The 26668-nt window shown below is 44.2% G+C and carries 28 protein-coding genes and 2 pseudogenes; 18 read left to right on the forward strand and 12 right to left on the reverse strand.

Annotation, left to right across the window (positions count from 1 at the left end; all coding sequences use genetic code 11):
- Window positions 1-161: 161 nt before the first annotated feature.
- The gene (locus tag F6J90_RS31570; RefSeq protein WP_293102968.1) at window positions 162-329 is read right to left on the reverse strand and encodes a hypothetical protein; all 168 of its coding nucleotides are present in this window, start codon (window positions 327-329) and stop codon (window positions 162-164) included.
- Window positions 330-520: 191 nt separating this feature from the next.
- Here F6J90_RS31570 and F6J90_RS31575 point away from each other — a divergent pair, with 191 nt between their 5' ends.
- The 5 genes and pseudogenes from F6J90_RS31575 to F6J90_RS31590 all read left to right on the forward strand — a co-directional run bounded on the left by F6J90_RS31575 (window position 521) and on the right by F6J90_RS31590 (window position 3843).
- Complete coding sequence (locus F6J90_RS31575; protein WP_293102971.1) at window positions 521-1063, forward strand: hypothetical protein; 543 nt, start codon at window positions 521-523, stop codon at window positions 1061-1063.
- A gap of 303 nt (window positions 1064-1366) precedes the next feature.
- A pseudogene (locus F6J90_RS31580) lies at window positions 1367-2140 on the forward strand (DUF1822 family protein); the annotation flags it as partial.
- Between the two features lie 13 nt (window positions 2141-2153).
- Window positions 2154-2231, forward strand: a pseudogene (locus F6J90_RS43840) (hypothetical protein); the annotation flags it as partial.
- Complete coding sequence (locus F6J90_RS43845; RefSeq protein ID WP_366513941.1) at window positions 2203-2319, forward strand: hypothetical protein; 117 nt, start codon at window positions 2203-2205, stop codon at window positions 2317-2319. The pseudogene F6J90_RS43840 and the gene F6J90_RS43845, both read left to right, overlap by 29 nt.
- 504 nt (window positions 2320-2823) lie before the next feature.
- The gene (locus tag F6J90_RS31590; RefSeq protein ID WP_293102977.1) at window positions 2824-3843 is read left to right on the forward strand and encodes a CHAT domain-containing protein; all 1020 of its coding nucleotides are present in this window, start codon (window positions 2824-2826) and stop codon (window positions 3841-3843) included.
- Window positions 3844-3941: 98 nt separating this feature from the next.
- Here F6J90_RS31590 and F6J90_RS31595 read toward each other — a convergent pair whose 3' ends face one another.
- Window positions 3942-5159 carry a transposase gene (locus F6J90_RS31595; RefSeq protein ID WP_293103296.1) on the reverse strand — a complete coding sequence of 406 codons (1218 nt, stop codon included), beginning with the start codon at window positions 5157-5159 and terminating at the stop codon, window positions 3942-3944.
- Window positions 5047-5511 carry an IS607 family transposase gene (locus tag F6J90_RS31600; protein WP_293103299.1) on the reverse strand — a complete coding sequence of 155 codons (465 nt, stop codon included), beginning with the start codon at window positions 5509-5511 and terminating at the stop codon, window positions 5047-5049. Before F6J90_RS31600 ends, F6J90_RS31595 begins: the two co-directional genes overlap by 113 nt.
- Window positions 5512-5756: 245 nt before the next feature.
- Between F6J90_RS31600 and F6J90_RS31605 the strand changes: the two genes are divergently transcribed.
- Together F6J90_RS31605 and F6J90_RS31610 are read left to right on the forward strand one after the other, a co-directional pair.
- Entirely contained in the window at window positions 5757-5882 is a 126-nt protein-coding gene (locus F6J90_RS31605; RefSeq protein WP_293102980.1) for a CHAT domain-containing protein, read from the forward strand.
- A 432-nt stretch (window positions 5883-6314) separates the two neighbouring features.
- Complete coding sequence (locus F6J90_RS31610; RefSeq protein WP_293102983.1) at window positions 6315-6485, forward strand: hypothetical protein; 171 nt, start codon at window positions 6315-6317, stop codon at window positions 6483-6485.
- 54 nt (window positions 6486-6539) lie between these two features.
- On the opposite strand, the gene F6J90_RS31615 is transcribed toward F6J90_RS31610, so the two are convergent.
- Window positions 6540-7346, reverse strand: a complete 807-nt coding sequence (locus tag F6J90_RS31615; protein WP_293102985.1) for a hypothetical protein — start codon at window positions 7344-7346, stop codon at window positions 6540-6542.
- 126 nt (window positions 7347-7472) lie between these two features.
- Here F6J90_RS31615 and F6J90_RS31620 point away from each other — a divergent pair, with 126 nt between their 5' ends.
- On the forward strand, window positions 7473-7685 hold the full coding sequence (locus tag F6J90_RS31620) for a hypothetical protein (RefSeq protein ID WP_293102988.1): 213 nt from the start codon (window positions 7473-7475) through the stop codon (window positions 7683-7685).
- A 90-nt stretch (window positions 7686-7775) separates the two neighbouring features.
- Here the strand turns inward: F6J90_RS31620 and F6J90_RS31625 are convergent, their stop codons facing one another.
- Window positions 7776-7940 carry a hypothetical protein gene (locus tag F6J90_RS31625; RefSeq protein ID WP_293102991.1) on the reverse strand — a complete coding sequence of 55 codons (165 nt, stop codon included), beginning with the start codon at window positions 7938-7940 and terminating at the stop codon, window positions 7776-7778.
- A gap of 191 nt (window positions 7941-8131) precedes the next feature.
- On the opposite strand from F6J90_RS31625, the gene F6J90_RS31630 reads away from it, so the two are divergent.
- Entirely contained in the window at window positions 8132-8500 is a 369-nt protein-coding gene (locus F6J90_RS31630) for a hypothetical protein (protein WP_293102993.1), read from the forward strand.
- A 337-nt stretch (window positions 8501-8837) separates the two neighbouring features.
- Here F6J90_RS31630 and F6J90_RS31635 read toward each other — a convergent pair whose 3' ends face one another.
- Window positions 8838-10343 carry a UbiD family decarboxylase gene (locus tag F6J90_RS31635; protein WP_293102996.1) on the reverse strand — a complete coding sequence of 502 codons (1506 nt, stop codon included), beginning with the start codon at window positions 10341-10343 and terminating at the stop codon, window positions 8838-8840.
- Between the two features lie 346 nt (window positions 10344-10689).
- Here F6J90_RS31635 and F6J90_RS31640 point away from each other — a divergent pair, with 346 nt between their 5' ends.
- Both F6J90_RS31640 and F6J90_RS31645 read left to right on the forward strand, forming a co-directional pair.
- On the forward strand, window positions 10690-10863 hold the full coding sequence (locus tag F6J90_RS31640; protein ID WP_293102999.1) for a hypothetical protein: 174 nt from the start codon (window positions 10690-10692) through the stop codon (window positions 10861-10863).
- A complete protein-coding gene (locus F6J90_RS31645; RefSeq protein WP_293103001.1) occupies window positions 10856-12271 on the forward strand; it encodes an NYN domain-containing protein in 1416 nt (471 codons plus the stop codon). Before F6J90_RS31640 ends, F6J90_RS31645 begins: the two co-directional genes overlap by 8 nt.
- Here F6J90_RS31645 and F6J90_RS31650 read toward each other — a convergent pair.
- A complete protein-coding gene (locus tag F6J90_RS31650) occupies window positions 12220-12591 on the reverse strand; it encodes a hypothetical protein (protein ID WP_293103004.1) in 372 nt (123 codons plus the stop codon). The genes F6J90_RS31645 and F6J90_RS31650 overlap by 52 nt on opposite strands.
- A gap of 98 nt (window positions 12592-12689) precedes the next feature.
- On the opposite strand from F6J90_RS31650, the gene F6J90_RS31655 reads away from it, so the two are divergent.
- Window positions 12690-12977, forward strand: coding sequence for a hypothetical protein (locus F6J90_RS31655; RefSeq protein ID WP_293103007.1), 288 nt, complete (start codon window positions 12690-12692; stop codon window positions 12975-12977).
- Between the two features lie 98 nt (window positions 12978-13075).
- Entirely contained in the window at window positions 13076-13774 is a 699-nt protein-coding gene (locus F6J90_RS31660) for an HAD family hydrolase (RefSeq protein ID WP_293103009.1), read from the forward strand.
- 678 nt (window positions 13775-14452) lie between these two features.
- Here the strand turns inward: F6J90_RS31660 and F6J90_RS31665 are convergent.
- Entirely contained in the window at window positions 14453-15082 is a 630-nt protein-coding gene (locus F6J90_RS31665) for a CPP1-like family protein (protein ID WP_293103012.1), read from the reverse strand.
- Window positions 15083-15622: 540 nt separating this feature from the next.
- On the opposite strand from F6J90_RS31665, the gene F6J90_RS31670 reads away from it, so the two are divergent.
- On the forward strand, window positions 15623-16351 hold the full coding sequence (locus F6J90_RS31670; protein WP_071104210.1) for a response regulator transcription factor: 729 nt from the start codon (window positions 15623-15625) through the stop codon (window positions 16349-16351).
- A 273-nt stretch (window positions 16352-16624) separates the two neighbouring features.
- Here F6J90_RS31670 and F6J90_RS31675 read toward each other — a convergent pair whose 3' ends face one another.
- The gene (locus F6J90_RS31675; RefSeq protein WP_293103015.1) at window positions 16625-16927 is read right to left on the reverse strand and encodes a TatA/E family twin arginine-targeting protein translocase; all 303 of its coding nucleotides are present in this window, start codon (window positions 16925-16927) and stop codon (window positions 16625-16627) included.
- 247 nt (window positions 16928-17174) lie between these two features.
- The gene (psbH, locus tag F6J90_RS31680) at window positions 17175-17378 is read right to left on the reverse strand and encodes a photosystem II reaction center protein PsbH (RefSeq protein ID WP_008178875.1); all 204 of its coding nucleotides are present in this window, start codon (window positions 17376-17378) and stop codon (window positions 17175-17177) included.
- Between the two features lie 1510 nt (window positions 17379-18888).
- On the opposite strand from psbH, the gene psbN reads away from it, so the two are divergent.
- On the forward strand, window positions 18889-19020 hold the full coding sequence (gene psbN, locus F6J90_RS31685; protein ID WP_008180512.1) for a photosystem II reaction center protein PsbN: 132 nt from the start codon (window positions 18889-18891) through the stop codon (window positions 19018-19020).
- Window positions 19021-19276: 256 nt separating this feature from the next.
- Here psbN and F6J90_RS31690 read toward each other — a convergent pair whose 3' ends face one another.
- Window positions 19277-21685, reverse strand: coding sequence for a GAF domain-containing protein (locus F6J90_RS31690; RefSeq protein ID WP_293103018.1), 2409 nt, complete (start codon window positions 21683-21685; stop codon window positions 19277-19279).
- Between the two features lie 33 nt (window positions 21686-21718).
- Window positions 21719-21877 (reverse strand): hypothetical protein, encoded by a 159-nt coding sequence (locus F6J90_RS31695; RefSeq protein ID WP_271969971.1) that lies wholly within the window; start codon window positions 21875-21877, stop codon window positions 21719-21721.
- A 162-nt stretch (window positions 21878-22039) separates the two neighbouring features.
- Between F6J90_RS31695 and F6J90_RS31700 the strand changes: the two genes are divergently transcribed.
- The 3 genes from F6J90_RS31700 (at window position 22040) to F6J90_RS31710 (ending at window position 26533) form a co-directional block, all read left to right on the forward strand.
- Window positions 22040-22711 carry a HEAT repeat domain-containing protein gene (locus tag F6J90_RS31700; RefSeq protein WP_293103030.1) on the forward strand — a complete coding sequence of 224 codons (672 nt, stop codon included), beginning with the start codon at window positions 22040-22042 and terminating at the stop codon, window positions 22709-22711.
- Window positions 22712-23214: 503 nt separating this feature from the next.
- Entirely contained in the window at window positions 23215-24459 is a 1245-nt protein-coding gene (locus F6J90_RS31705; protein ID WP_293103032.1) for a transposase, read from the forward strand.
- 544 nt (window positions 24460-25003) lie between these two features.
- Window positions 25004-26533 carry a reverse transcriptase domain-containing protein gene (locus F6J90_RS31710; RefSeq protein ID WP_293091643.1) on the forward strand — a complete coding sequence of 510 codons (1530 nt, stop codon included), beginning with the start codon at window positions 25004-25006 and terminating at the stop codon, window positions 26531-26533.
- The last annotated feature ends 135 nt before the right edge of the window (window positions 26534-26668 follow it).

A 26668-nucleotide genomic window follows, 5' to 3' on the forward strand; every position in this document is an offset into this window, starting at 1 on the left:
CCTTGACAATGTTGTAATGGCTTGTTGGGCTAACCACACGTTTGCCTTTGTCTTAATGGCTAGCGATAGAGCTAGAAGCTGGAGTTCACCCCTAGGTATCGTCACCAAAACAACGTAGGAAGTAAATCCTGAGTCTGCAACCTAGTCGGCAATCCCCAGATTTACCGGGAATTACCAAGGCTTAAACTAGGTGTGACTTGCACCAGGGTATTGATCACATCACTGGTTTTGGTGAAGGGTTTACCTTGATACTCGCAGTAGGCTGACCAAATTAAAGGAATAGCAATAAGTCCGACCAGCCAACGCTTGATGATTTTAGGATTATACATGGGCAGGGAGAAAAAACAACAGCCTCATCTGTTTTTGTTAACCCTCTCCAAATAGCCATTCCATGCCAAATCGAGCTAGAGAGCCCATTTCAAAAATTTTTTCCGACTTTGCATAGAATCCGGGGTTGGCCACCGTTAGTTATGTAGGAACTAAGGTGCATCCAGGAGATGGATTGAAATGGAGTTAACCCATGGACGAACTGGGCGAACGACTGCAACAGCTAGCTATAGAAGCTCGAAAGCATTCCCCAAAAAGCCGTGACCGTCGTCTAGCCCTGACTCGGCTAATTCAAATGATTCAAGGATCCGGCAGATTATCTCGCAGGAGATATGACACTCCTCAAGAGGTTTACGATGAAGCACTTCAAGAGACTTGGTTGTATGTGTTCAAAAAAATTGACACTTATGAACCGAGAGGTCCGGTGATTAACTGGATTAATAGTGTTCTTAAGTGGCGGTTGATTGATGCGAGGAAACGACATACCAAACAGGGACGGGTGTACTCACTAGATGCACCAATAAACTCTTCCGATGGGGGTAAAGTCAATCAATCAGGTATGACCTATTTAGATACCGTTGCCCAACCAGAAGACACTCCGTTACCTTCACAGCTTATACGTCAGTGTATTGAAGAAGACTCTGATGGGCTGTTTGCCAGCAAACACGTTAGGGGACATCCTCAGGCCAACTTCAGAACTATAGCTCTTTTATACCTTGACCAGAATAGTTGGTAACAGACTGCTGTAGCAGTTGGGTTAAAGCCAAAGCAATGGTCAACGGTGCAAAGTTTCTACTGGCGCTCTTGCAAGTATTTTGCTGACACGTTTAAGGAATACTTACAGGAATAACTGACAAACAAGATTCAATGTATCGAGAGAGTAACAATGAATAACTTAACGGAAAAATTAGCATTTTCTGTGCCTATTACCCGAGGTACCTATCAACTAGCAGAAACCTTTAGTCGGGAACAGCAGTAACCGGGCAAAGCTCAAGACGTTTACCTAAATACATTAGCAGTTTATGCAGTAAACTTCTACTTACAGTGTATGGAAGTAGAAACCGATTTACCAGCAAGTGATAGCAGCAATCCAGCCCTGCGATCGCTGATGAATGTATCCGACTTAATGGTTAAAGATTGGGGTAAATTGGAATGTCGTCCTGTTTTACCTGGTGACCTAGTTTGTCACATACCACCAGAAAGTCGGCAAGACCGAGTTGGTTATGTGGTGGTAGAAATTAATCAACCAAGTAATCAAGCTAAACTACTAGGATTTGCCAAAACTGCAGTGGAAGGAAGCTTGGAGATTAGTAAAATCCAGTCTCTTGAGCAGTTAATTAACCAATTACCAGAGCAATTACCAGAGCTGGAATCAAATGTCGTAAAATTACTGGAATGGTTGAAGGGTAATTTTGAATTAGGTTGGCAATCGGTTAACGATTTGCTGTCTCCACAACTGAGACCAGCATTTAGAAATACCGAATACCAGCAACAACGAGCTAAACCAATTGATTTATTTGATTTAGGGCTAGAATTAGCGGGTAATCCTGTCGTTTTAATTATTACTGTCGGAAAAATTGACAAGGAAACTGCCAGCGTTCGAGCCCAAGTTTATCCCAACGGTGAAGCACTAACCTTGCCTCCGAATTTGAAACTATCGGTACTAACTGCAACTGGAGAGGTTTTTACCGAAGTAACGGCCAGAAGTGATGATGAATTCATCCAATATCAGTTTAATGCCCAACGGGGAGATAACTTTGGAATTCAGGTATCTTTAGGTGAAGCTAGTGTAACGGAAAGGTTTCAGGTTTGAGCTAAAGCGGTCAGTGGTCAGCGGTCAGCGGTCAGCGGTCAGCGGTCAGCGGTCAGCGGTCAGTGGTCAGTGGTCAGCGGTCAGCGGTCAGTGGTCAGCGGTCAGTGGTCAGCGGTCAGTGGTCAGCCGTCAGCGGTCAGTGGTCAGCGGTCAGTGGTCAGCCGTCAGCCGTCAGCTGACGTAACAGATATTAAACCAATGCTTACCGGTTTTATTCAAAGATAACTGAGAGGATATCTGAAAAGTTTTTTGATACTGAATTTTGCCCCCCTAGCCACCCAAGCGAGGGATTGCTCGCTTGGGGGGAACAAGAGTCAATTTGCTTCTAAAAGTCCCCCAAAATTGATACCGTTGGCGAAATTAATATTTGTTTACACAAGAGTAGCAGATGGGTAACTTTAAGTTCATGCTCCCCCAGAATTGGGGGTTGGGGGGCTATAAAGACTGCTGTCTTCAGGCTGATATTACTAAATGTTAAATTCGCCAGCAGTATCAAAATTGGGGGACCAACGGGGGCTTGGATGTAGCAAATGGGACTTCTCAGACAACCTCTGATAGCTGAAAGCTGATAACTGATAGCTGATAGCTGATAGCTGATAGCTGATAGCTGAAAGCTGATAACTGAAAGCTGATAGCTGATAGCTGATAGCTGACTGCTTATTAAAATTGTCAAACATAGATCAATGAAGAGGCTGTTAACGTTAATATTAGACGGAGAAATTGAGCAGGGGTTTGATGCCACCCTGGAAATTCGGCAAGGGGATCTCCATTCTCCGTCCCAAACTCGGATTAAAGGGCGGTTGTCGGGGAATCGAGACTTACTCAACTGTTATCGCCATTGGCAGCAACGGTATCTGAGTTTGGAAATGCTATTTCGTGCTCTGAGTGCCAATCCCGAACAGGTGACCAATTCATCCCAGCGGGGTGAAGCCTTTGCGGCTTGTCGGCGAGCAGCTGAGGTGTTGGAAGGGAGTCTTAATCACTGGCTTAATACTGACCTAGAGTTTCGCTCGATTCGGGATAAGTTATTGCGCTCGGGGAAAAAATTTCAACTTCTGTTACAGACCAATAATCCCTGGCTGCGTCGGTTTCCCTGGCACCGCTGGGATTTACTGGCGGAAGCCCAGGCGGACGTTGCCCTGAGTGCCATTGAATACGATTGTCCCAACCCCCTTAACCGGCAGCCTACTCCCAAGGGCAAGGTGAAAATTCTGGCAATTTTGGGTCAGGGTGCCAATCTTAACCAGCAAGCTGATCAGCAGGCGTTGGAGGAGTTGGCGGGAAAGGCGGGGGCACAAATTACCTGGCGGCAGGAACCCCAGGCATCTGAATTGAATCAGCAGTTATGGGAGCAGGGGTGGGATATTCTGTTTTTTGCTGGTCACAGTGGCACTTCCCAAGAGGGGCAGCGGGGGGAAATTCAACTCAATCAGACCGAACGGTTGACTATCGATGATCTGCGGTTTGCCTTGAAGAAAGCGATTGGCCGTAGGCCACGCTACGCGAACGCACGAGGATTGCAGTTAGCTATTTTTAATTCCTGTGATGGTCTCGGCTTAGCCTACCAGTTGGCAGCACAGCAGGATTTGTATTTGCCCCAGGTGATTGTGATGGCCGAGAAAGTGCCAGACCCAGTATCACCCAAGTTTTTGCGGTATTTTCTGGAAGCTTACATCCATCCGGGGTTGACCCGAGGCTGTTAGTGCTTGAACTAACTGAAGAGGATTTTCAGGATCAGTACCAGGATGACCAGGAATAGCCTTTGGGTAGTGCAGCATTTAACCAGCTCAAAAGGCTTTTTTCAAGCATCTTGAACAAGTATGGCATCACCATTGCTGGTGAAGGCAGCTGCCTGCAAAGACCGAATCATGATGTTTCGGCCGCCACCGATGTCCCTCGGCAATTCCATCTTACATTCAGGACATCGAAAAATTTTCGAGCCACCTAGCTTGTTGTGCCGATGACCACAGTTGGTACAAGTTTTGCTGGTGTAGGATTCGTTGCACCGCACCACCAGTACATTCTTCCTAGCTGCCATCTGAGTTAAATGCTGGGCAAACTTGTAATGACTCCAACTCAACATATTCCTAACAGTTTTCCGGTTAATCTTCCTCGATGACTTGAGTACCATTTTACTGGTAGCAAACGTTGGCAGGAAGATTAACTTGTATTTGCCAATCAGGAATGATGCGACCTTGGAGTGCAAATCTTTGACCAAGCACTGAATCTTTTCCCTGATCCGGTCGGCAGCTTTCCGCATTTTGTGCCGTTGCCGCTTGAAAGGAGACTTGGTAGCACGAGAAAGGAGTTGGTCAAGGTGTGAGCATAGTCGGTTGATACGCCCAATGTCGCCCTTACCAATCTCCAAGACATTCTCACCATCGTAGCCCGTCAAGAAAGCACGGTTTCCAGGGTCGAGAGCAATTACCCTTTCTTGTTTGGTAGGTTCGGTTTCCACATGAACGGGGAAACAGCCATACCACTTCCCCCGCTGGTAAACTAATTCAGTACCATACTCGGATTGACTAGGCAAAGGTTTGGATGCTTTAAAGGTCAAACCCTTAGTTTTCTTGGGATACCAAGTACCGTTGTTGAAATTCCCTACCTTGAACTGAATGGTTTGAGATTTACTTTGGCAAGACTTGAACTTGGCTTGACCGCCATTAGCTTTCCCTTGCCTGTAGGCGTCTATCGCCTCATCGCAAGCTTCTTGAGCTTGATGCCCAGGTAACTCCCTAACCCAATCTGGTATTGCCAAACTGCTTCGGTAGGCTTTTTGCAGGTCATCTTTGAGATTAAACCCGTTTTTTAACTGCTCCAGTGCCCAGTTAAAAACTTGCCGGTAGGCTGCCAGCCATTGCTTCCAAACCTTGTGCAGTTCAACAGTTGGATACAGCCTGATTTTCCTAACACTGTTTGGTGCTAGTTTGGTGGATTTTCGGGAGTGGCTGTGCCTTTTTGTCTGCTTGTAACGCTTCCCGGAATTTCTTTTGGTATTTTCCCAATCCGTAAAGCCTATAACTGAAGCAATGGAGGATGGACAGCATATCTTCGACCAATTCTTGCTCCTTGCTGAGCTTGCACTCACCCCAAACCATGAGTTGGCACTGATTTTTTTCACACAGCCATCTAACCAGTTCGATGGCAAATCTGAGCAATCGGTCTGGGTGGGCAACCACAAGGCATTGGAGATCGCCTCGGAGAAATCTGTCCAGAATGGCGAGGAATTGTCCCCTCCTAAAATTGAGTCTGGAGCCAATTTCTGATATGTGTTCTGCTTCTGGGAATCTTGAACGTAGTAGTTCAGTTTGTCTTTCAAAATCATCGCGCTGGGAATAAGTTGAGACCCGCGCATAGCAAACAGTGACAATTGGTCGGGATTTTCCTGCTGCCTCCTAGATTTATTGAAGGTTGTAGCGTCTTTGACCCTTTGGCTTCCTGATTGCTTTGAGCCTGGCTTCTGTTTCCGATCACCTAAGTGTTTTTGAGTTGACTCATCGAATTGTGGCGGATTTATTCGGCGTGAAATCTCTCCTTAATAACCGCTTAAATTTCCTCTTACTAGTATAGTAAAAAATAAGTGGTATCAACGATTAATCAATGATTTTTTTATTTAGTGCTACGTCACATCAAGAGTGAGAGCATTATTGGTTTATCTCATTCCTTAGTTGCAGCGGGTGTTTCCAGTGTCATGGTATCGTTGTGGTCAATACCTGACGTTTTTTTTTGGAAAAATCTTTGACAACCTCTCTAGGAGTAGGTTAAGGGGAGGGCTGTGTATAATTTGGGGTTTTTAAGGGATAGATTCCAGGTAAAATTGTGGAACTTATTTGTGATTATTTTCGTCAAAAGTAATGTAAATGATGAGCATTTACCACTGGGTTACTGAAGATATTGGCTACAGTTAGGGTTTCTACAAAAAAACTTTAGCTATCTCCGGATATCTGATTTTAATCCAGAAAAAATTTATAGGATATGGAAAACCAGAAATCACTTCTGGATAATTTATCATGTACCTGGTCTTGATTATGCCTTCGGGCAGGCAAACCAGGGTTAATTAACTATAAAAGGACAGAAAAGGACACTTAGTTATCTGTCCCTAACTGTCCTGGATTTTCTAGTTTAGTTCAAGCTACCTTAGCTATAGCAAACTTATAAAAAGCATAAACTAAAGATGCCATACCTTCGTCAAGACCAATTCATTGATTGCTTATATCAACTTATTGAAATTTTTCCAGAATATGCCGAAATTTTAGAATTGCTAATCGAGCAAATTGAGCAAGGAAAGGAAGCACAAATTACAGAAATGCTTCAATGGCTAGAGGATGAGGATGACGACTGGTAAGCATTTCTGGAAAAATATAACACTTTTTCTAGAAGCGTTAACTCAAAACTAGGCTTAGAATCTTATAGGAATTATCTTGATGAGATAGTCCAAGCAAAGGGTTAGTTCGTTACCTTGTTCGGGAGCAAAACTTAGACTAACCTTTTGGTTTTTAATAAAATCTAGTGCATCGACATAAAGCTGTAAATCCCTATTCACAGGAATCAAAGATTCCTGTATTGCTCTATCCATAAGCTCCCAACTTCCTACTTTTAAACAGGAATAAATCAACTTCAAGTATTTTCTGATTTCTTGAGAAAATACCTCAATATCCCCTGAGTAATCTGTATCTATATTGTTTGGCTTCTGGTCATAATGCTTCCTTAAAGCTGCTTCGGCAGCTTCTTGGGCTAAAGCTTTTCGGTTAGCCTTGAGCCATTCCATAGCTTGAAGGCTAGCCTCCTCACTTTTTTTAAACTCACTTAGTGCTGTCTCTAGTCCCTTAATTAACTCCCCCGCACGCTCCGAGTCTCCCGTATCCTTGGCTTGGATTTGTTCTATAGATTCTGATACCAAGGATTCTTCTGGAGATAGTACATCTTCTGGTCTTAGACCTAAAGCTTCGATAATTGCGTACGCATTATTCCGATCCACAGCTATTCCTCTGAAGAAGCGCTTAACTGTTCTATCGGTCATCTTGGCTTTTACTGCAAGGCCCTCATAAGTTAGGGGATTACCTTCGTCATCTCTTTGACTGGCTCTAGCTTGGTTAAGACGCTTTAGTCCTTCAGGACTGGCACTAACGCCACGGGGCTTGCGCTGTTTACTCATAGATAACAAATCCGTGTGATTGTCATTGTTCAGAAGGACAGAAAAGGACACTTATTGATCTCAAACTGCTGCTTGACTGACTTTTCTGGCTTAGTAGGTTGGGTGGAACATAGGGAAATCCAACGCTGGCAATGGTTTGGTTGGGTTTCACTACCGGGTGCATCTCATTAAAGCTGTTTGACCCGATGGGTGGAACGGGCATCAGGCATGGAACAGGCATCAGGCATGGAACAGGCATCACGGGTGGAACGGGCATCTTGCCCGTTTCATTTCCGGACGGACTGTCCTAACACTGGCTACCGAAAAAATGAGGGCGAGCCCGTCCCTAAAGCAGCACTAGCAAAATTTACAAAACTGAGATGCACCCTCGCTACCGATCCACCGCTCTAGGTAAAATCAAGGGTTTTAGGAGTAAAGTCAGTTAATCAGTCCAAAACTATCACTCAAGAGGTTAGAAAAGGACACTTATCTATCTTGGCTTTACTCCTGCTGAACTATTTTACCGCTCAGCTTTGGTTTTGGTGCAAGGCGCTCATAAGTTAGGGGCTTACCTTCGTCATCTCTTTCACTGGCTCTAGCTTGGTTAAGACGCCTTATTCCTTCAGCAGTGACACTAATGCTACGAGGATTGCGCTTTTGACTCATAGATAATCAATCCGTGTGATTGTCTTTGTTGAGAAAGACAGAAAAGGACACTTATTGATCCGAAACTGTCACTCAAGAAGTTAGAAAAAGACACTTATTATCTTTCTTTTATCTTTCCTTTACTGTGCTTGATACACCCATCTGCAAAATCTAGGATGGTGTTATAAGCAATCAAGCATCAGGACAAAACCATGACCAACTTACTAAAGCAATTGACTAGCACTTTTAAGGCACAGAAGAATACGGAACAGAATAGAGACAAAACTACTGTAGTCACAACCCCAACAACTGTTCAAAACGATGAGTCCCCAGTACTAAGGCAATTTCCCATCTGGGAAATTGCCTTCCTGCTGATATCTGTATCTATAATATTCAACCTAGGACCTCACATGATTGGCAAATCTAAGTTCACAGGTAAATATAATAGCAAGGTAGAGATCAGCGTCGAGGGAATCACGGTAACAACTGAAATAGACACAAGAGAAAGTAGTGCAGGAAATGACAATACCGAAGAAGAAGAAACTGAGGAAACCAGCCAGCTAAGTTCATCCTCTCGTTAAGTGGTTATGTATAAGAATTCTGGGGGCGATCTGGCCTTGGACAGCCACTTTCAGCGATCGCCAAAGGCGATCGCTCCCTCCCCAGCTCCGATACAATAACCAGGATAGTTAGATGGCATATCAACACCATAGGCTATTATATACAGGACTTACCCATTGCTCCCATTATTCCCTGCTCCCGTGATCCCCTTAACCGTAGAGGGTGAGCTAATCCAGATTTTGACCTGGTATTTTACCTGGTCTGATTAGTGGTGAGTTAAAACTTTCTGGGTAAACTACCTATACTTAATGGGTTAGCTGACCACTGACCGCTGACCACTGACCGCTGACCTATAAATTACATATCATACCCAAACAAATTTGGATCAACATCCTTCAAATCCAAATCTCCTAACCCATACTCAGCCCAACGTCTATCTACCATCGCTGCTACATCCCCATCTGACTCCAACGTTGCGCCCCATTCATGTTCCGTTTCCGGTGGAATCTTAGTAGTAGCATCAATACCCATCCGTCCCCCTAAACCAATCTTTTCACTAGCAAAATCCAAACTATCAAAGGGAGTATTGGGCAAAATAAAGACATCCCGCACCGGGTCAACTTTAGAACTAATCGCCCACACCACTTGACGGGGGTCGCGAATATTAATAGTCTCATCCACCACAATCACAAACTTGGTATAGGTAAATTGAGGCAAAGCACTCCAGAACGCCAAAGCAGCCCGTCGCGCTTGTCCTGGATAGGCTTTCTTAATGGAAATAATTGCGGCTTTATAACTCAGAGCTTCCATGGGCAAGAAGAAATCCACAATTTCTGAGACTTGTTGCCGCAGGATCGGGGTATAAATCCGATTGAGTGCGATCGCCATCATCGCTTCTTCTTTGGGTGGACGCCCACTAAAGGTAGTTAAATAAATCGGATCCTTGCGGTGAGTCATACAGTGGAAGCGAATCAAGGGGGAATCCTCCACTCCACCGTAATACCCCATGTGGTCACCAAACGGACCATCTGGCAACATTTCCCCTGGAGTAATCGTGCCTTCCAGGACAAACTCCGAATCCGCTGGCACTTCTAAATCTAAGGTTTTACATTTGGCTAGGTTAACCCCAGACCCACCATAGAGTCCAGCAAAGAGCCATTCCGACAGGTCAACCGGTATCGGAGTAGCAGCGGCCAGAATAATCAGGGGGTCAACACCGAGTGCGATCGCAATTTCTAATTTCTGTCCTCTCTCCACCGCCTTGCGCAAATGTCGTGCTCCACCCCTGACCGAGAGCCAATGCACAGTCATCGTAGTCTTAGACTGCAGTTGTAGCCGATAAACCCCCACATTAGGAATACCAGTCTCACAATCTTTCGTAATCACCAATCCTAAGGTAATAATCTTGCCAGCATCACCGGGATAAGGGCGAATCAGGGGTAATGTATTCAAATCCAAATCATTGTCCTGCACCACCACCTGGTGACAAGGAGGGAAAAAGTCTCGCCCTGGTTTAGCTTTCACCACATCAAACAAAATTTTGCCAAATTCCACCGCCTGGGAAATTTTCTTAGGTGGCTTTGGTTGTTGCAGCATCCCCAGCTTCTTGCCCAGAGTTTCCAAATCTTCCGGGCTTGACCGGTTCATCGCCCAGCAAACCCGTTCTTCTGTTCCCATTAAATTAATCGCAACCGGAAACGATGACCCTTTTACATTCTCAAACAGCAAGCCAGGTCCACCCGCTTGTAGCATCCGGTTTGATATCTCAGCAATTTCCAAATCTGGGTCAACTAAAGCCTTAATCCGCCGCAATTGTCCCTTCTCTTCTAGCTCTTGGATAAATCCCCTTAGGTCTCTGGCCATGATTACAATTTGTAAAGCTGAGTCTTTCTTACTATACCAGTTCACAATTGGCGGAGGGACTTTAGTCTTGGGTTAAGGGGAACAGGGAACAGGGAACAGGGAATCGGGAATCGGGAATCGGGAATCGGGAGTCGGGGAAAAATTATGTATACCTGATTACGCTGGAAAGCGCTATAATAACAAATTTAACCCTAACCGACTCCTGGCTTCTGGCTGGAAGCTCCTTCAATCTACCAGCACCTGAGTTTTATGGAACTCGCGTTTTTCCAAATATTTAGGGTACCTAAGCGATGCAGCGCGGTCTTGGGGGTTTCCCCCATGAGCGACTGCATCAAGACAATGAATTGTGATAATTTTTGATGCGATATTCCCCACTCCCGACTCCCTACTCCCGACTCCCTACTCCCGACTCCCTACTCCCTGTTCCCTTTGCTATTTCACATATACTGGGTTCATAGATCTGCTTTTGTATTCTGTTCAAAATTACTCACCCAATCTACCAGAAACCATTCGTGAATGACTCTGCCGCGATCAACGAAATTAGCCTTTACCTCTACCAAGCCATCCTTGAGGTTCAGCAGCAGCAGTCCGAATTACTCAAGGAAAAATACCGAAAAATCTCTTGGGATAAACCCCGTCATCAATCTGCTTTCCTGGCCAAGTTGAAATCAGAACTCAGCCAAGAGCAAGATTGGCCCCGACGAATGATCAAAGTCAGGAAATTACTGCAAGTTCTGTTTATTCCTGGTTATTTCAAGACCCCCATCTTTAGGGAACTGACCCAAAAACTTCGTCACTCTATCCGACCCAAGCCAACCAATAATTCCCATAACTTAGCTGTCTCTACTAATAATAAAACCCTAACATCGGTTTCCCCTTTGCCAAAGCTAGAGACAGGAATTGCCATCTTACTCCTAGATGCCGAAAATTTACGGCTCAATACTGAAACCGAAAAGTTCCTAGCTCAAATTTCTTCCTACCCGATCCAAATCAAGATTGCTGTTGCCAATTGGCGTGCTATGGGTAAGTATGACACTGAACTGCATACTCGTGGCTATGAGCTAATTCACGTTCCACCAGGAAAGGACAGCGCTGATTTCAAGATGGCTAGCGTTGGCGCTTCTATCTTTGTCCATTATCCAACCGCCAAGGAAGTCTTAGTCTGTTCCTCTGATGGGGTGATGACTCATCTTTGCACCACCCTACAAACCCATGGACTAACAGTCTATTTAGTGCGTAAGCAAAATGATAAGATAATTGTTTTAAATAACAAGACTCGTGAAACTCAAGCCCATTCTCTGGTTTCTGTACCAGAAATTCCCACCCTTGAGGAATTTATTAATCAGCTCAAAGACATCCTCAAAGCTGAACAAAAACGCACTTCCAATGCTTGGATAAACCTGTCTAGACTATCTTATCTATTTGAGTCTAAGTATCAGCTTACCCTCAATCAAGTGGTGTCCCTGCGCTTGCCTGGAAAACTAACAACCGATATTTTTAGTGATTACCCCAAGGATTTTGTGACTCATCACATACCGGGGACTTCAAATTTTTATATAACTCTATTTGAAAAGCCAATTTCTTTCATTAAAAAGACCTCGTCTTTGAAGACTATTCAGTTAAAACCTACTGTTAAGCCTTTATCTAAAATTGAATCTAAATCAGATTTAGAAGAGATACTAGTTAAACTCCTCAAGGATTTGAAGACAAACTATAAAGATCCTTATGTTCCGATCGCTCATATAGCTACTGAATTTAAAAAACAATACTCTCGACCAATTACTCAGTTGATGAGAGACTTAAATTTAAAAGGTACATTCCCCAAATTTTTGCAATCCTTAGGAGCATTTAAACTGAAGAAGGTTGGTAAGGCTTATCAAGTTGCTTTACGGTTAGACGGGTTGAATGCACTAGTTATTGAACAGTAGACTTCGCGGCAGTTGTCAGGCAATAGGGAATAGGGAGTTAGGAATCGGGAATAGGGAATCGGGAATCGGGAGTCGGGAATCGGGAGTCGGGAATCGGGAGTTGGGAATCGGTAAAAAATCCGGCATTGCTGAATCTTCGGATCAATATGAATGAGTGGGGTGGGCATCCTGCCTGCCCGAAAATATTGATAACGGGCAAGATGCCCGTTCCACAGCAAGATGCCCGTTCCACAGCAAGATGCCCGTTCCACAGCAAGATGCCCGTTCCACGCCTGATGCCCGGGTAGGTTTTTAACTTTGGGGGGAGTACGTACTTTCATTGCTTAAAAACTCCAATAAATAGATATCCAAATCTACAAGAATTTAAAGGACGGGTGCGCCCAGCTGAGGGCGTTTCCCCGATTCGTGACTGCATAAGGTGCAACAGACAGAGAATTCTCACCATCTCCCCATTTCCCCATTTCCCGATCTCCCCATCTCACCATCTCCCCATTTCCCGATCTCCCGATCTCCCCATTTCCCCATTTCCCCATCTCCCCATCTCCCCATCTCCCCATTTCCCGACTCTGACGACTCCCTACTCCCTACTCCCTACTCCCTACTCCCTACTCCCTACTCCCTACTCCCTACTCCCTACTCCCTACTCCCCACTCCCCACTCCCGACCCAAATTTAAAAAACCTACCCATGTCATGACTAATGAGTAAGTCCTGAGAGATTGACAATGTTACAGATTCGTAATTTTAGTGATAAATACTCACGGTATGAGATAATAATGTAAATAAATATTACATTTTGTTAGATAATGATTAGAGTATTTACAGATTTTGACGGTCCGATCATGAATGTCTCGGAACGTTACTATCGGGTTTACCAGTTTTGTCTCAAAGAAATCCAACGGCCTAACCAGCCCATCCTGCCCATGTCCAAAGCGGAGTTTTGGCAGTGTAAGAGGGGGCGTGTTCCCGAGATAATTATTGGTATTCGTTCAGGTCTCGATCCCAGCCAAGCTGAAGCATTTGCTCAGCTGCGCCGTCAAACTGTACACACTCTGCCCTACTTGGTTCATGATCAACCGGTTCCCGGAGCTATAGATGCCCTGGAAAAATTACAACAAGCAGGAGTCGATTTAGTCGTCATGACCATGCGTCGGGTGCGAGAGCTTGATGAAGCATTCACTCGCTTAGACCTGGAGAAATTTTTTCCCCGTAACCGACGGTATTGCCTGAGTAACGACTATGTGAAGACCGGTGACACTAAGGATAAACCTTTGCTAATGGCAAAAGCCCTCAAAGAACTCCCACCTGCCTCGGATGTCTGGATGATTGGCGATACAGAAGCGGATATAGTGGCTGCCAAAACCCACGGTATTAAAGCAATTGGAGTTTTATCTGGAATACGCGATCGCACTCAGCTCAATCTCTACGAACCAGATTTTATCGTCAATAATCTCACTGAAGCGGTAGATTTAGTTCTAGACACAGCACTGCTACAAGCCGTATAATTTGCGATTTTAGCTGATCCGGCTAGATTAGCCCTACGCCTGACCCTCGGTCAGGGTAGGATGAAATGAACTGTTAAAGTTCAAGTCATTTTTTATGTCAAAAAAATGGCTATCGTGGTTAAATTTTATCGAAATTTAGGGTATTATATCACTAACTTGCTGTGCAGACAAGGGAACTTCGGATTAGGGAACAAAAAGGGCGTTGCTTAATAATGGAATGATTTTAAGAGTTTTGTGGAATAGGCATCTTGCCTGTTCGGCGAGCTTTTGGGGCGGGCAGGATGCCCAATCTACTCCTATTCATTCAAAGACTGACGCAACGCCACAAAAAGGGTTTGAGCAACTTTAAGTTTCTTAACAGAGTTAAAAAAACTGGCTCTCTAGCCTGTGGCTATGATAAATAATTTTTTATAAAATAATAATTTTTATACAAAAATCGCGCTAAAGTCTTGGCTTACAAGGTTTGTGGTTATTTAAAAAAGCAATTTTCATAAAAATTGCTTTTCATGGCCATGATGCAGTCGCTCCCCATGAGCGACTGGCGTGGTTTCCACCGGGCAAACCCAAGCAAGGGTAGAGAAGTTTGGGAGATATCACATCAAGGGGAAAAGCACCCTAGCTAGACAAGGAACGTGCTTTTGGAGGCACATCCTGATCCCCAATCCCCCATCCCCATGTTCAACGTAAGAAGCAACTAATCAGCCATAGCAATACAAATGTCACCAATGTAGCCAGTTTTTCTGTTGTCAAGTCTAGGTTGGTGAATTGGCTTTCCAGAGAACTCCCCAGCAAACTCCCCAATCCCACACCTAAAAACAGACCTGCCAGGGTTAGCAACACCGCACGACCAAATTGTTGTTCTTTCCGATTTAGGAAATAGATCGTGAATCCGAAGCCTATAGCCATCACCAACGGCAAAATCGAGTTTGCGGATGATGAGGTGTAAAGGACAGTAGCACTGCTTAAGATTAAGAACACTGCACTCGGCCAGATGATGTCTTCTCTTGTCGGAGTATCCCACAACCGTTTCAGCCACTCAGGAGAGTTATTAACTGGTGTTTGGGGAAAACTCGGTGGAGCTTGAGAAGCCTTCTCCGGGAAACGAATGCGATCAGGAACTTTAATCTTTCCTTCCTGGCGCATCCTAAGTCGATCCATAATAATGGCATCGTAGGCCGCCTCTACGGTATCTAAAAGCTTTTGGTTACCACGATGCTTTTGCATCAGGCGACCTTTGGCATCCTGAATTTCATCAAAGGACGCTTCTTCCGTAACCCCAAGCTGATCATAGGGATTGTTATCACTCATTCAAGACCTCCGAGACATCCCTTGTTTTCACATCCCTTCTTTTCACTAGTATGACAGCAACTTTAAACTAGTTATGTATATGTTAAGGTTAGGCACGAGAAACTCTCAACCTTGCTCTGGCTAACCACTGGTCACAGAGTCGTTTTGGTTGAGGGTGGTGCCAATGCCCCTGGGTGCTAGTGTAGCTTGATCTTCAAGCAGCAGTCCCGAAGTGAAGTCAACACAATGCCGGTGCATCTCTGTTTTGTTCCCAAATCACCGGAGAATTCCTGAATGATGTTAGAACCGTTAGTAAATCCATATAGACCCATCAAGGCTATGGGTTTTTTGCTCTTTAGAACAAGAAAAAAAGACTTTTTCCCTTGGTTCGGGAAGTCCTACTGTGGGGGAATTTTGAAAATAACTGATCTGCCTATGCGATTTACCAACTATTGGCATTGCCTAATAATCTGAGGATAATTGTCTACAATGCCCAACAGCACCGTTGGTGTCAAAACACTCTGCGTCTTAAATTTGTGATCCCGTTTTCCGTGGAAAGTTATGACCGCCGCCAAGATTCTTGTCGTAGATGATGATCCGGCAATCCGAAATTTAATTCTACGCTTCTTAAGTCAAAAGAATTTTCAAATGCAGGCTGCTCAAGATGGTAAGACGGCTCTTGCCACATTTGAGCAATTTAATCCAGATTTAGTCATTCTAGATGTGAATTTGCCTGACGCCCTTGGCTACAACCTGTGTCAGCAAATGCAGAGCCGCACTGATGTCTTTGTCCTCTTGCTCACCAGTCGGTCAGATGCTGCTGACAAAAATCAAGGATTTCAACAAGGTGCTGATGACTACATCACCAAGCCCTTTGATTTACAAGAGCTGGAAAATCGAGTTAGAGCAATTTTGAAACGGAAGCGGGCTGTTACTGCTACTGAAGCAGAACGCCTCGTCTTCGACCATTTAGTCATCGATCCAGGGCGCAGGGAGGTAACTATCAACGAAATACTTATCCCTCTAACTGCTCTGGAATTTGATCTACTCCATTTTCTGGCCTGTCATCCAGGTCGAGTCTTGCGCCGTTCTGAGTTAATCCAGGAAGTCTGGGAGTACGATTATGTGGGAGATCAGCGAGTAGTTGATGTCCATATCGGTCAAATTCGCCGGAAAATTGAGGTAAATTCCAGTGACCCTTCCTTAATTCAGACAGTTCGCGGTGTTGGCTACAAGTTTGAGGCACCTTCTAGTAAGAAGAATGAGAAAAATGGTAAATCCAGTAGCTAACTCATTGTTGACACTCCACGACTACTCAAACCCCTTGCTCGTGGAGCGTCAATGGTTGCCAAGGCAATCGACTACTGAGCTACCGGACTAGAGTTCAAGAGTCGTCTAGCACAGCACGGCGGAAATAAAGATACGATTCAAAAATAGCAAAACGCTTATGTAATAAGCATGCAAGAATTGTTAATACCATAATTTTTAATTCCGCGCAGCAGTACTAGTCATCATGCCTGCTTTGGTCTAGCCTCTTGCTGAAGTGGCTCGACTTCCCTGGGATTAGCTTTGTTGAGAAGACGTCGTAGCATGATTGTTTGATTCTGCTGTAGCCACTTCTGCTGTAGCAACTTCTTTGGTGGTAATTTTCTCAGATTCACTTGGGGTAGGGGTGTTCAGCCCTTGCTCTATTTGTTGTGCCTCTAGCTTAAACTGATTTTCAAACTCCTTGGAAGCATCTTGAAAGCCTCTAATGGCTTTACCCAAACTACGACCAATTTCTGGCAACTTCTTAGGGCCAAATACTAATAGGGCAATGACCATAATCAACACCATTTCCGGTAAACCCATACCAAAAACGTTCATTATATAACCTCCTGGGATTTGTCAAGTGCTGGTTTGCTGTTCTTAGTATTCCACATTTGACCCAAATTGACCGCTGTTCCGTTGAACTAAGGCAGTTTAACTAATCCAGTTTAACTAAGCCAGGTAGTCATTTCAGGGACTTCCGAGCCTATCCATTGCTGTCAACAGCATTAAAAAACCCGGACAAGCCGGGAGGGAGCTGAAATATTTGAAATGTTAATGATTAGCAGTTGAGGCAGGGAGTAGACTACTGCCCTAGGCTTGTCCAATCAACATTGAAACCTTGAATGAGGATTGATTTGTTGTAAATCTGCAAAATAATCAGCAAAAAGACGAAAAATAGCCCCATAAAGACTCCCATTACAGGGGTAGTGCCCCAACCTGGGGCAACTTTGCCATATTCCGAGTTAAGGGGTTTGAGAATATCTCCTAGCCGAGTTCTTTGTGCCATGGGTAAATTGAGATTTATGTTAATTGAGATTTATGTTATTGACATCTCCCCCGTGCGAGGTATTGCTCGTACGGGGGATTCTACAAGGTGGCGAAGTTGCAGCTTGAAACCGTGCCACTTCGCTTCAAGTCCGATAGGATCTACTTAGAAATTTAAACAGAATCCTACCGGTGCGGGAGTGTCAAAGCTCCCCTACCTTCTTAAGATTATAGACACGTAGGGTCAAAACCCGTTCTCCATAGGAGACGCGGGGCGCGTTGACTTCGCGTTCGGACTCCTCCTTAGAAATAAGGGGCTATCACGACGAGCGGATGTTTGATATTAGCTTACACTAAGGAGGCAATAAACCAAAGACATTTATACTCGAGGTGCAACTATTAGCCTTATAGCTATCTAAACCTTGTGAAACATTATCCACTGTTTTATAATGAAATAAGTTAGTAACCTGTTTAACTTCGGAACACTGCCGCCCAACGAAGAACTAAAAGCGAAGACAGCTGGTCGTAAGTTAAGCGACGTAAAATAATGGACTGAGTGAAGTTACAGTGCGGTTTGAGAGTAGGCAGCAGAGCCTCCATTAATAAAATTAGCGCAATGCTTTTGGCATTGCTTTGTCGGCAACAACCATTAGTTAAAACTAATGCTATACCATCGTCCTATCTGCTTGTGAGTAGGTTTGTACAGGTTAAATGTTGCACAAGTCGCTTGAATTCAATCAATCCAGACTCGGAAATTGTTTGAGAGAGTTTGCGGCAGTGGCACATCCAATAGACATGATTAACTGCCAGGACTATCAAAGCGTGGTTTTTGCCTAAGTACCTGGTGAGGTAAAGGTCGTGAAAATTTTCCGGATGTTGGGCTACATACCCCGTGATGAGGCGCCAACTCACCTTTTCCCAAGAAAATTAACACACTGTTAACACAGTACCTGATATTTTTCAAGCCTGCCGTTCACAACAACTAATCTTTTTGAAGATTAGTTGTTGACAAACTTAGACAGTAGTTGACAAAAAATAAATTTTGTCAACTACTGTCTAAGTTTGTCTAGTAGTTAGAGTTTTGGAAATGTATCTTAACAGTATTAATATTCTGTGGTATTCTTAAAAAAAAGCAATAAAATTAAAATTTGTTAACACAACATCAAAAAAAGCTACAATTGACTCTGAATCTACTTCTGACAATAGATCCCGTTTAGCTCGCCTTTGGCGTGATCGTCCAAGCACAGGTCGGGGTATCCCCTACCATGCTCTCGATCTAGAGAGAACTAAATGTATAGGTTTGTCTAGATTTTAGAGAGCAGAATGTCAAAAAGAAAACAGACTCATATAGCGATGCAGTGCCCTCAGGGGGAGGCAGCGCGGTCCTGGCGGTTTACCCCATGAGCGACTGCCGTTCCACGGCGCTTTCAGCGATGTAGGTGACCCACGCAGATCCATGCGCCATGAGCAACTGCAGTGGTTTAACCCACGAGCGACTGCATCAACACACACACTTATATTTGATTTGAGCCATGGAACCCGCAATAGTCCTTAGCATTGTTATCCTTGTTTTTGTGATCGGTATCACTGGTATATCCATTTACACCGCTTTTGGACCCCCTTCAGCGGAATTAGTCGATCAGTTTGAAGAACATGAAGACTAATATAATGGCAGGGTAAACGCATCTTATTTTGAAATGCCTACTGGATATGAGATTCATACGATAAGTAGTTTTGCTTATTAATTGTGAAATCTTTTTTGAGTAAGGCTTCTAGAATTTAGATGGGTTTGCCCTGAATATAATGGTGTTCCATTTAAACGGGGAAAGTCACAAGTGATTAGGGTAGCACAACTCAACTATCAGTTAACCGCTACCCTTAGGCAACAGACAAAGCAGTCCCTTAAGCATAGAAGGTAGATTAAAACTTGATCGTCAAACTGTTGTCGTGTTCATTGAGTTCGGAGCCTTGAGGAGCCGGAATTTGCACGGTAAATGTAGTCCATCTCTGAGAGCTTTCTACCTGAATGATGCCGTCGAGCTGCTTGACTAGCTGCTTCACCAAAGCCAGACCTAATCCTGTACCACCTCGCTTCCAAGGATCAGCATTAGGAATGCGATAGAACTTATCGAAGATGTGGGGTAATTCCGTATCAGCAATCTCGGCTTGATTGCTGATCTTAAATATTACCTTGGGTACGGTATCTGATGGGATCAGATCCGGATTGTTTTGGTAAAAAAACTCAAGAATAATCTGCCTGTTGGCTGGAGTATATTTACAAGCATTGTTGAACAGTTCTGTCACAATTCGCCCGAAGCTGGTCTTGTCAATCAAAACCGATGGCAAATTATCTGACAGAGTCAACTTCAGAATTTGCTGTTGTGCCTGGATACGGGAGCAAAAGGAATCAATGATTCGGCGTAACCAGATTTTCAAGTCTACTACTGTTCGCGAAACCTGATAAGAGGCGGTTTCTAAACGCTGCAAGTCGAGTAAATCGTTGATTAGTTCAATTTCTCTGTAACACTCAGATTCTAAAATCTCTGTATAGCGCTGTCGTCGTTGACTCTCCGGAGCAATTTTGAGCATCTGTATTGCCATTTTCATATTGGATAGAGGTGTGCGCAGTTCATGAGAAACGGTACTTAAGAAATCATCTTTGAGGATGTTTAGTCTCTGTAGTTCCTTGATTCTCTCTCGTAGTTGTTGGGTGCGCTCGAGTACTTGCCGTTCTAAGTCGGTGTTGAGGTTAGCCAGCCGCTGATAAAGCTGGCCTTGCTGAATTGCGATCGCAAGTTGCTCAGCCATCGACTGCACCAAAGTCACTGCCCCATCAGACCATTGGTAGTCACTATCAATCTTGATCAGGCACAATTTTCCCCAGAGGCGGTTTTGAAACCTTAGTGGTACAAGTAACTGATGGCAACTGTCCTGAAGGTTTAAGTTGCAGCTATTGTTAATACGCACCACTTCCAGATTTTTGATCTTGCGACTAATCTCATTGTCCACATCGGGAGTTTCAGCCCCCAAAGGGCTACTCAAGTTAGGGTGTTTAGTGCATTGAGATACGGTTAACCAAACCTGTCGCTGTGGCAGATATTCTTGAATTTCTACTAGGTCAACGTCCAACAGCTGACTGATTTCTTGAGTGGCTGTGGTAAAAATCTGCTCTAAATCAAGAGAGCTACGAATCTTTTGAGTAAACTGATTGAGCGTTGCTTCCCGTTGAGCTTTGAGTTGGTTTTCCTGATAAATTTGAGCCTGCTGAATCGCAATTCCTACATGGTCTGCTACTGATTTCCACAAATTTCTTTCCCAAAGCTGCCACTGTCGTGGTCTACTACACTGATGGGCAACCAATAGTCCCCACAGAGGTGAGTCTTTAGGTTGGTTTTGGTCTAGTTGAGGGTGACAGATAATCGGAACTACCAAGTTAGCAACGACTTGAAGCTGAGCTAGGCAATTAACTTCATAGGAGGACAAGCCCCCAGAATCAGAATAGATATCTTCAATGGCTTGGATTGGACCATACCGGTACTGATTAGCATGGGTTTCCCAGAAGTGGGGATTATACATTTCCCTACCTGTAATCGGCTGCCAAGGTGATTCTACAGACTCTACTGTGAATCTACCTCTCCAATCGGACTCGAAGCGATAAACCGCTACCCGATCTGCTTGTAACAATCGACGAACTTCATTAACTGTGGTATTTAGAATTGTCTCCACATCTAAAGACTTACGAATGCGGGCTGCAAAGTTTTCCCGAAGGGAATCACCCATTGCCTGCCTCAGCTTATCTTGAGCCACCTGGTTAGACAGTGCGATCGCATAGCGTGACCTATGGTCAATCTCTGCCTGTTTGCCCTCTTTAGCATCAACGACAGTTGCTACAAAACCAATCTGTTTCCCTACCTGATCTTGCAGGACACTAATGGTAAAATCGCTAGCCAATCGGCTACCGTCTTGGCGTTGAATGAGCAACTCACCCTGCCAAACCTCTAACTGGGACAATTGGGCAAAAATTTCTTTGATGGGAGCATCACTTCTAGGGGGAAACATGATCTCGGATAGCTGCGACCCAATAACATCTTGGGCTTGCCATTGATATAGCTTGCAGGCATAACTATTCCAATGGATAATTTTTCCATCCATATCTATGGCAATAATCCCACTAGGTAAGTTATCTAATAAACAAGCCTGAAAGTGAATTTGCTCTTGTGCCTTTTGGTATTTGGTTTCCTGAGCTAATAAAATTTCTTGAAGCTGCTCAAAGGCTGCTTCATCGACTGTAAGCTCACGTAGAATCTGGAACTGCTCTAATCTCATCATTGATGTCTCGAAATCGAACGATCAGCTCTCAATTCAACAGTTACCATCAGCAACTGTGGCTGTAGTGACTTGGGTGGTTGTATTTCTCACATCAGCCTGTTTTCTATTCTTACCTGTACTCAGATGCAGAAAGTTGAATTGATTTGCCATAGCTAGTTGACTAAAAAATTTCCATAGATACAGCCATAGCATTCCCAAAACCATGACTCAGAGCGACAATTGTGTATAAAGATTGATCTAGCAAGCAGGTCAGAGCGATTACTTTACCAGACAGCTGGGTAGATTCTCAACCGATCACAACCGATGCTCATACTCCGCTGAGGTTAATTGTCAACCAAACCCCAACAAACTACGATGTCCTCTAATTTAGAACAACTTTCGGCTCAGCTGGAAAGCCCTAACATGCGCGATCGCTTGATGGCTCTGGCATCACTACGGAATGTTCAAGCCAGTGATGCGGTGCCCCTAATTAAAAAGGTACTTGATGATCCCAATTTACCAGTTCGCTCTATGGCTATATTCGCCCTGGGAGTCAAGCCTACGGAAGAATGCTACCCAATTTTGGTCAAATTCATGGCAACTGACCCAGATTACGGAATTCGTGCTGCTGCTGCTGGGGCTTTGGGATATCTAGGTGACCCCAAAGCCTTTGAACCTCTAGTCAGGGCGTTCTACGAAGATACTCAATGGTTGGTACGTTTTAGTGCTGCTGTTTCCCTAGGTAATCTCCAAGATCCCCGTGCTCGTGATGTGCTGACCAAGGCGTTAGATAGTCCCGAAGTACTAGTCCAACAAGCTGCTATTGCTGCTTTGGGGGAAATCAAAGCAACAGAAGCTATAGACGATATTCTACGCTTTGCCCAGTCAGAGGATTGGATCGTGCGTCAACGTTTAGCAGAAGCCCTCGGTCAACTGGGTCAGGACAAAAGTATCTCGGCATTAAAGTATTTGGCAAAAGACAGCCATCCTCAAGTGTCTGAAGCTGCTCAAATGGCTATATTGCGTTTGTCTGAAGCCTCAAGCTAGTGTAGCATCCTGGTAATTGGGCTAATCATAGCGCGATAGAATCAAGAGTGCACCACTTGATTGAAATTACCAACATCACTGATCTACCAAGACATAGCGGGAGCGTGAGAGCCCCTACCTTTCAAGGAGGGTTTGAAGTTACCGTAAGACAGTTGAGCCTTATTCACTTAACTTAAACCTTTTACCCATAACCTGCCGACTATTTTGGCTCAACTGTCTAAGGTTTCGTCTCCGGGGTGAAACGCGACACGACAGGTTTTAAACCGTCGTGTCTCTGGTATAATAGAGGCTCTCCTAGACTGCTTATAGTAAATGAGTAGTTTAAATGAGCGATTACCCCTTAAATAGCAAGGGCTTCAATAAACTCAAAATACAGTCTTATTAAAATTGCATTTTTAAATTCCTCAAAACCTTACTTAGTAAGGGCTATGGCTATTATTTTATAAAAAGTTATCCTAGCCAACCTAGGAGAGCCATAATAGATAGCAGGAGGTGATGAAAAATTGTACAGAACAATTCCAGTTAGAGCATCATTTACTGATGAAGAAAAAGCGTTTTGGATTTACCAGTGCGAACAGGCTAACAGCCTGATTAATTCAGCGATCTATTACATTAGACAAGCCCATTACAATAAACTTGAGCAGCTAGAAGATGCTTTTACCACTTATTGGTGTGGCGATGAATTACGCTATGGATGGAAAACCTACAATTGTAGTACAAAATATGCAGAGCTTTGCAAAGCTATCAAGGAAAGCTCAAATTACAAAGCAATGGCTGCACAGTCAGCACAGCAAACACTTAAGACAGTAGCTGAGTCAATTAACAGTTACAACAAGTTAGTTGACCTATACTACAAAGGTAAGGTAAACAAACCAAAATTGCCCAGATATCGTAAAAAAGGAGGATTAGCAGCAGTAACCTTTCCCCGTCAAGCACTCAATTACAAAAATGGCTGTTTTTATCCATCAATTAGTCGTGAGACCAAACCTCATCTGATCACTGAGATAGCACTACAACTCCCGGATTTTATTGACTCAGACTGGGTTAAAGAAGTAACCATACGCCCTTACTTGGGTGAGTTGTGGATTGATTGGGTAATTGATGATAACAAAAAGCCGATATCCAACAATCCCAATCTTGACTACACTCAAGCTTGGAGTTTCGATCACGGTGGAACGAACTGGCTGACTGGGGTTTCGACCCGTGGTAAAAGTTTGATTATTGACGGTCGTAAGCTTAAGTCAATGAATCAAGGTTATTGCCGCTTGGTGGCAAAGTATAAGCAAGGAAAACCAAAATTTTACTGGGATTCTCACCTTGACCGAGTACAGCGCAAACGTAATAATCAAATGAGAGATGCTATCAACAAAGCAGCTAGATTCATAATTAATCAGTGCTTAAATGATGGTGTTGGTAATTTGATAATTGGTTGGAACTATGGCCAAAAGAATAGTTCTAGTATGGGCAAGCGTGGCAATCAAAATTTTGTGGTCATCCCCACAGGAAGATTGATTGAACGCTTAAAGCAGCTTTGCCCAGAGTATGGAATAAAGTTAACAATTACCGAAGAAGCGTACACCAGTAAAGCGTCTTACCTAGATGGCGATTGCCTCTACTTTCATGGTGAAAAACCCAAAGGATGGTTTCCGTCAGGCAAAAGGGTAAAACGTGGATTGTACAAAACTTCTTCTGGGTGGTTGATCAACGCCGATTGTAAGTGCGGCTCGTTCCTAGTAGGAGCCTACTGAAACAGGAGGGGTATGACTAGGGGGACTCGCGGGAATAAAAAACCCAAAAAGTTCTAACTGTTTATCGGATGGTGGTGAAAACCCACTCCTTGAGGAAACAAGTGACTCCTTATCTTGGCCACACCGAACAGGCGGCAACCTGTAGAGTGAAGCTGGCACCAGGGCGGAATTAGAGGTGAAGCAGATTAGCCACACTACCGCGCTTTAGGGAGACGACATGGGTAAACAAATCCTAAAAAAGTGTCTAACGGCGCAGCCACAATCTGAATACAAATGTGCGACTGTATCCTTTCATTCTCACAGAACTTTTTGCAAGGTATCTGTAATTTCCGAGAAGAGGATAGGCAAAGTGGATTGCCCTAAATCGTCAAAACAATCTGATAGACGGAACGAGTAAAAACGACAGCAGTAACGGGTCTGTAGGCCGGTCGAATCTACGGTAAGTTATGCCAAACTAAATCCCCACTGTCGGGTAGGATGTCACCGGAAACTGGTGACGGGTATCCAGAATATACAAACTATAGAAGAGCATGGGTAGACACGTATGAAATACAGTGACCTCTGGAAAAGTCAAAAGTGGAAACAACTCCGCCGTAACCTTTTCCGCCTACAAAAGCGAGTATATAAAGCAGTTCAAGCTGGAGACTTAAAGAAAGCTCGGTCTCTGCAAAAACTGATTCTGAAATCCCGCTCAGCACAGTTACTGGCAGTCCATCAAGTGACACAGCTCAACCAAGGAAAAAGAACCGCCGGAGTAGATGGGAAAGCATCCCTAACCTACAAAGAAAGGTTCGAGGTACTTGAAAAGCTAGGTTCCAGTGCGGAAAATTGGACGCACCAAGGGTTGAGGGAAATCCCAATACCTAAGAAAAATGGGGATACGAGAATGCTGAAAGTACCGACCATCCAGGACAGAGCATGGCAAGTAAGCGCGAAATTTGCTCTGGAACCAGCTCATGAAGCAACGTTCAGTGCCGACAGCTACGGTTTTAGAACTGGTCGATGTGCCCAAGACGCACAAAAACGGCTATTCTTACATCTGAAATCCAACAGCAACGGCATCAAAAAGAGAATCATAGAACTCGACATTAAAAAGTGTTTTGACCGCATCTCCCACAGTTCCATTATGGATAGATTGCTAGCTCCTGCGGGTCTGAAGATGGGGATATTCAGATGTCTAAAAGCAGGCATCAATCCGGAATTCCCGGAACAAGGAACGCCCCAAGGTGGTGTGGTTAGTCCACTCTTAGCCAATATTGCACTTAATGGAATTGAGAGCGTTCACACCAGCATCCGCTACGCGGATGATATGGTCTTCATTCTCAAGCCAAAGGATAACGCTGAGAAAATTTTAGAAAAAGTGAACAACTTCCTAGCCCTACGCGGTCTAGAGGTTAATCAGGCAAAGACCAAGCTAACCAAAACGACAGACGGATTTGACTTCCTGGGGTGGAGATTCCGCGTCCAGAAAAACGGAAAATTCCGATGCATCCCCTCTGAGGAAAACCACCGGAACATACGTAAGAAGATTAAAGCCGTAGTCAATAGCTCGAATTATGGTGCCGAAATTAAAGCCAAGAAATTAGCACCAATCGTACGTGGATGGAGGAATTACCATAAAAGCTGTGACATGAGCAGTTCCCGAGATAGTTTATGGTTTATGGCTGAAACCGCAAACCGAAAGTTCCGTAAGGAAAAGAAAGTAAACCGATATAAAGCCACCGAACTATGCAAGAAAGGCTTCCCAACAGTAGGGTATGAACAAAATCAACACGTAAATGTAAAAGGGACTAAATCCCCCTACGACGGAGATTTAGTCTACGGTCGTAAAAGGAACTCCATGCTATACGATAATGCTACCTCAAAGGCTTTGAAGAGGCAGAACCATTCCTGTGGACATTGTGGTCTGAAATTCATAGATGAGGAAAGGATTCACCTACACCACATCGACGGAAATCATGAAAACTGGAAAAAGGATAACCTTATGGCCGTCCACCAAAGTTGTCACCAACAATTACATTGGAGCAGTGATACTCAGGAGCCGTATGCGGTGAAAGTCGCACGTACGGTATGACACGAGAGGTGCTCCCCCTAATAGGGGACATCGACTCTAACCGGTGCCGCAAATATAGCGAGAAAAGTAGCCACACAGCTAGGGCTAAACCTAGTCGAGGTGGGTAGGGGAGCTTTGACACTCCCGCAACGGTAC

This window comes from Moorena sp. SIOASIH, from assembly GCF_010671925.1.
In the GTDB taxonomy this organism is placed as follows: domain Bacteria; phylum Cyanobacteriota; class Cyanobacteriia; order Cyanobacteriales; family Coleofasciculaceae; genus Moorena.

Bases quoted from the DNA above. Each gene is read 5' to 3' on its own strand.
- F6J90_RS31570 (WP_293102968.1), bottom strand. From the start codon at position 329: ATGTATAATCCTAAAATCATCAAGCGTTGGCTGGTCGGACTTATTGCT.
- F6J90_RS31575 (WP_293102971.1), top strand. From the start codon at position 521: ATGGACGAACTGGGCGAACGACTGCAACAGCTAGCTATAGAAGCTCGA.
- F6J90_RS31590 (WP_293102977.1), top strand. From the start codon at position 2,824: ATGAAGAGGCTGTTAACGTTAATATTAGACGGAGAAATTGAGCAGGGG.
- F6J90_RS31610 (WP_293102983.1), top strand. From the start codon at position 6,315: ATGCCATACCTTCGTCAAGACCAATTCATTGATTGCTTATATCAACTT.
- F6J90_RS31625 (WP_293102991.1), bottom strand. From the start codon at position 7,940: ATGAGTCAAAAGCGCAATCCTCGTAGCATTAGTGTCACTGCTGAAGGA.
- F6J90_RS31630 (WP_293102993.1), top strand. From the start codon at position 8,132: ATGACCAACTTACTAAAGCAATTGACTAGCACTTTTAAGGCACAGAAG.
- F6J90_RS31635 (WP_293102996.1), bottom strand. From the start codon at position 10,343: ATGGCCAGAGACCTAAGGGGATTTATCCAAGAGCTAGAAGAGAAGGGA.
- F6J90_RS31650 (WP_293103004.1), bottom strand. From the start codon at position 12,591: ATGAAAGTACGTACTCCCCCCAAAGTTAAAAACCTACCCGGGCATCAG.
- F6J90_RS31660 (WP_293103009.1), top strand. From the start codon at position 13,076: ATGATTAGAGTATTTACAGATTTTGACGGTCCGATCATGAATGTCTCG.
- F6J90_RS31665 (WP_293103012.1), bottom strand. From the start codon at position 15,082: ATGAGTGATAACAATCCCTATGATCAGCTTGGGGTTACGGAAGAAGCG.
- F6J90_RS31670 (WP_071104210.1), top strand. From the start codon at position 15,623: ATGACCGCCGCCAAGATTCTTGTCGTAGATGATGATCCGGCAATCCGA.
- F6J90_RS31675 (WP_293103015.1), bottom strand. From the start codon at position 16,927: ATGAACGTTTTTGGTATGGGTTTACCGGAAATGGTGTTGATTATGGTC.
- psbH (WP_008178875.1), bottom strand. From the start codon at position 17,378: ATGGCACAAAGAACTCGGCTAGGAGATATTCTCAAACCCCTTAACTCG.
- psbN (WP_008180512.1), top strand. From the start codon at position 18,889: ATGGAACCCGCAATAGTCCTTAGCATTGTTATCCTTGTTTTTGTGATC.
- F6J90_RS31690 (WP_293103018.1), bottom strand. From the start codon at position 21,685: ATGATGAGATTAGAGCAGTTCCAGATTCTACGTGAGCTTACAGTCGAT.
- F6J90_RS31695 (WP_271969971.1), bottom strand. From the start codon at position 21,877: ATGCTATGGCTGTATCTATGGAAATTTTTTAGTCAACTAGCTATGGCA.
- F6J90_RS31700 (WP_293103030.1), top strand. From the start codon at position 22,040: ATGTCCTCTAATTTAGAACAACTTTCGGCTCAGCTGGAAAGCCCTAAC.
- F6J90_RS31710 (WP_293091643.1), top strand. From the start codon at position 25,004: ATGAAATACAGTGACCTCTGGAAAAGTCAAAAGTGGAAACAACTCCGC.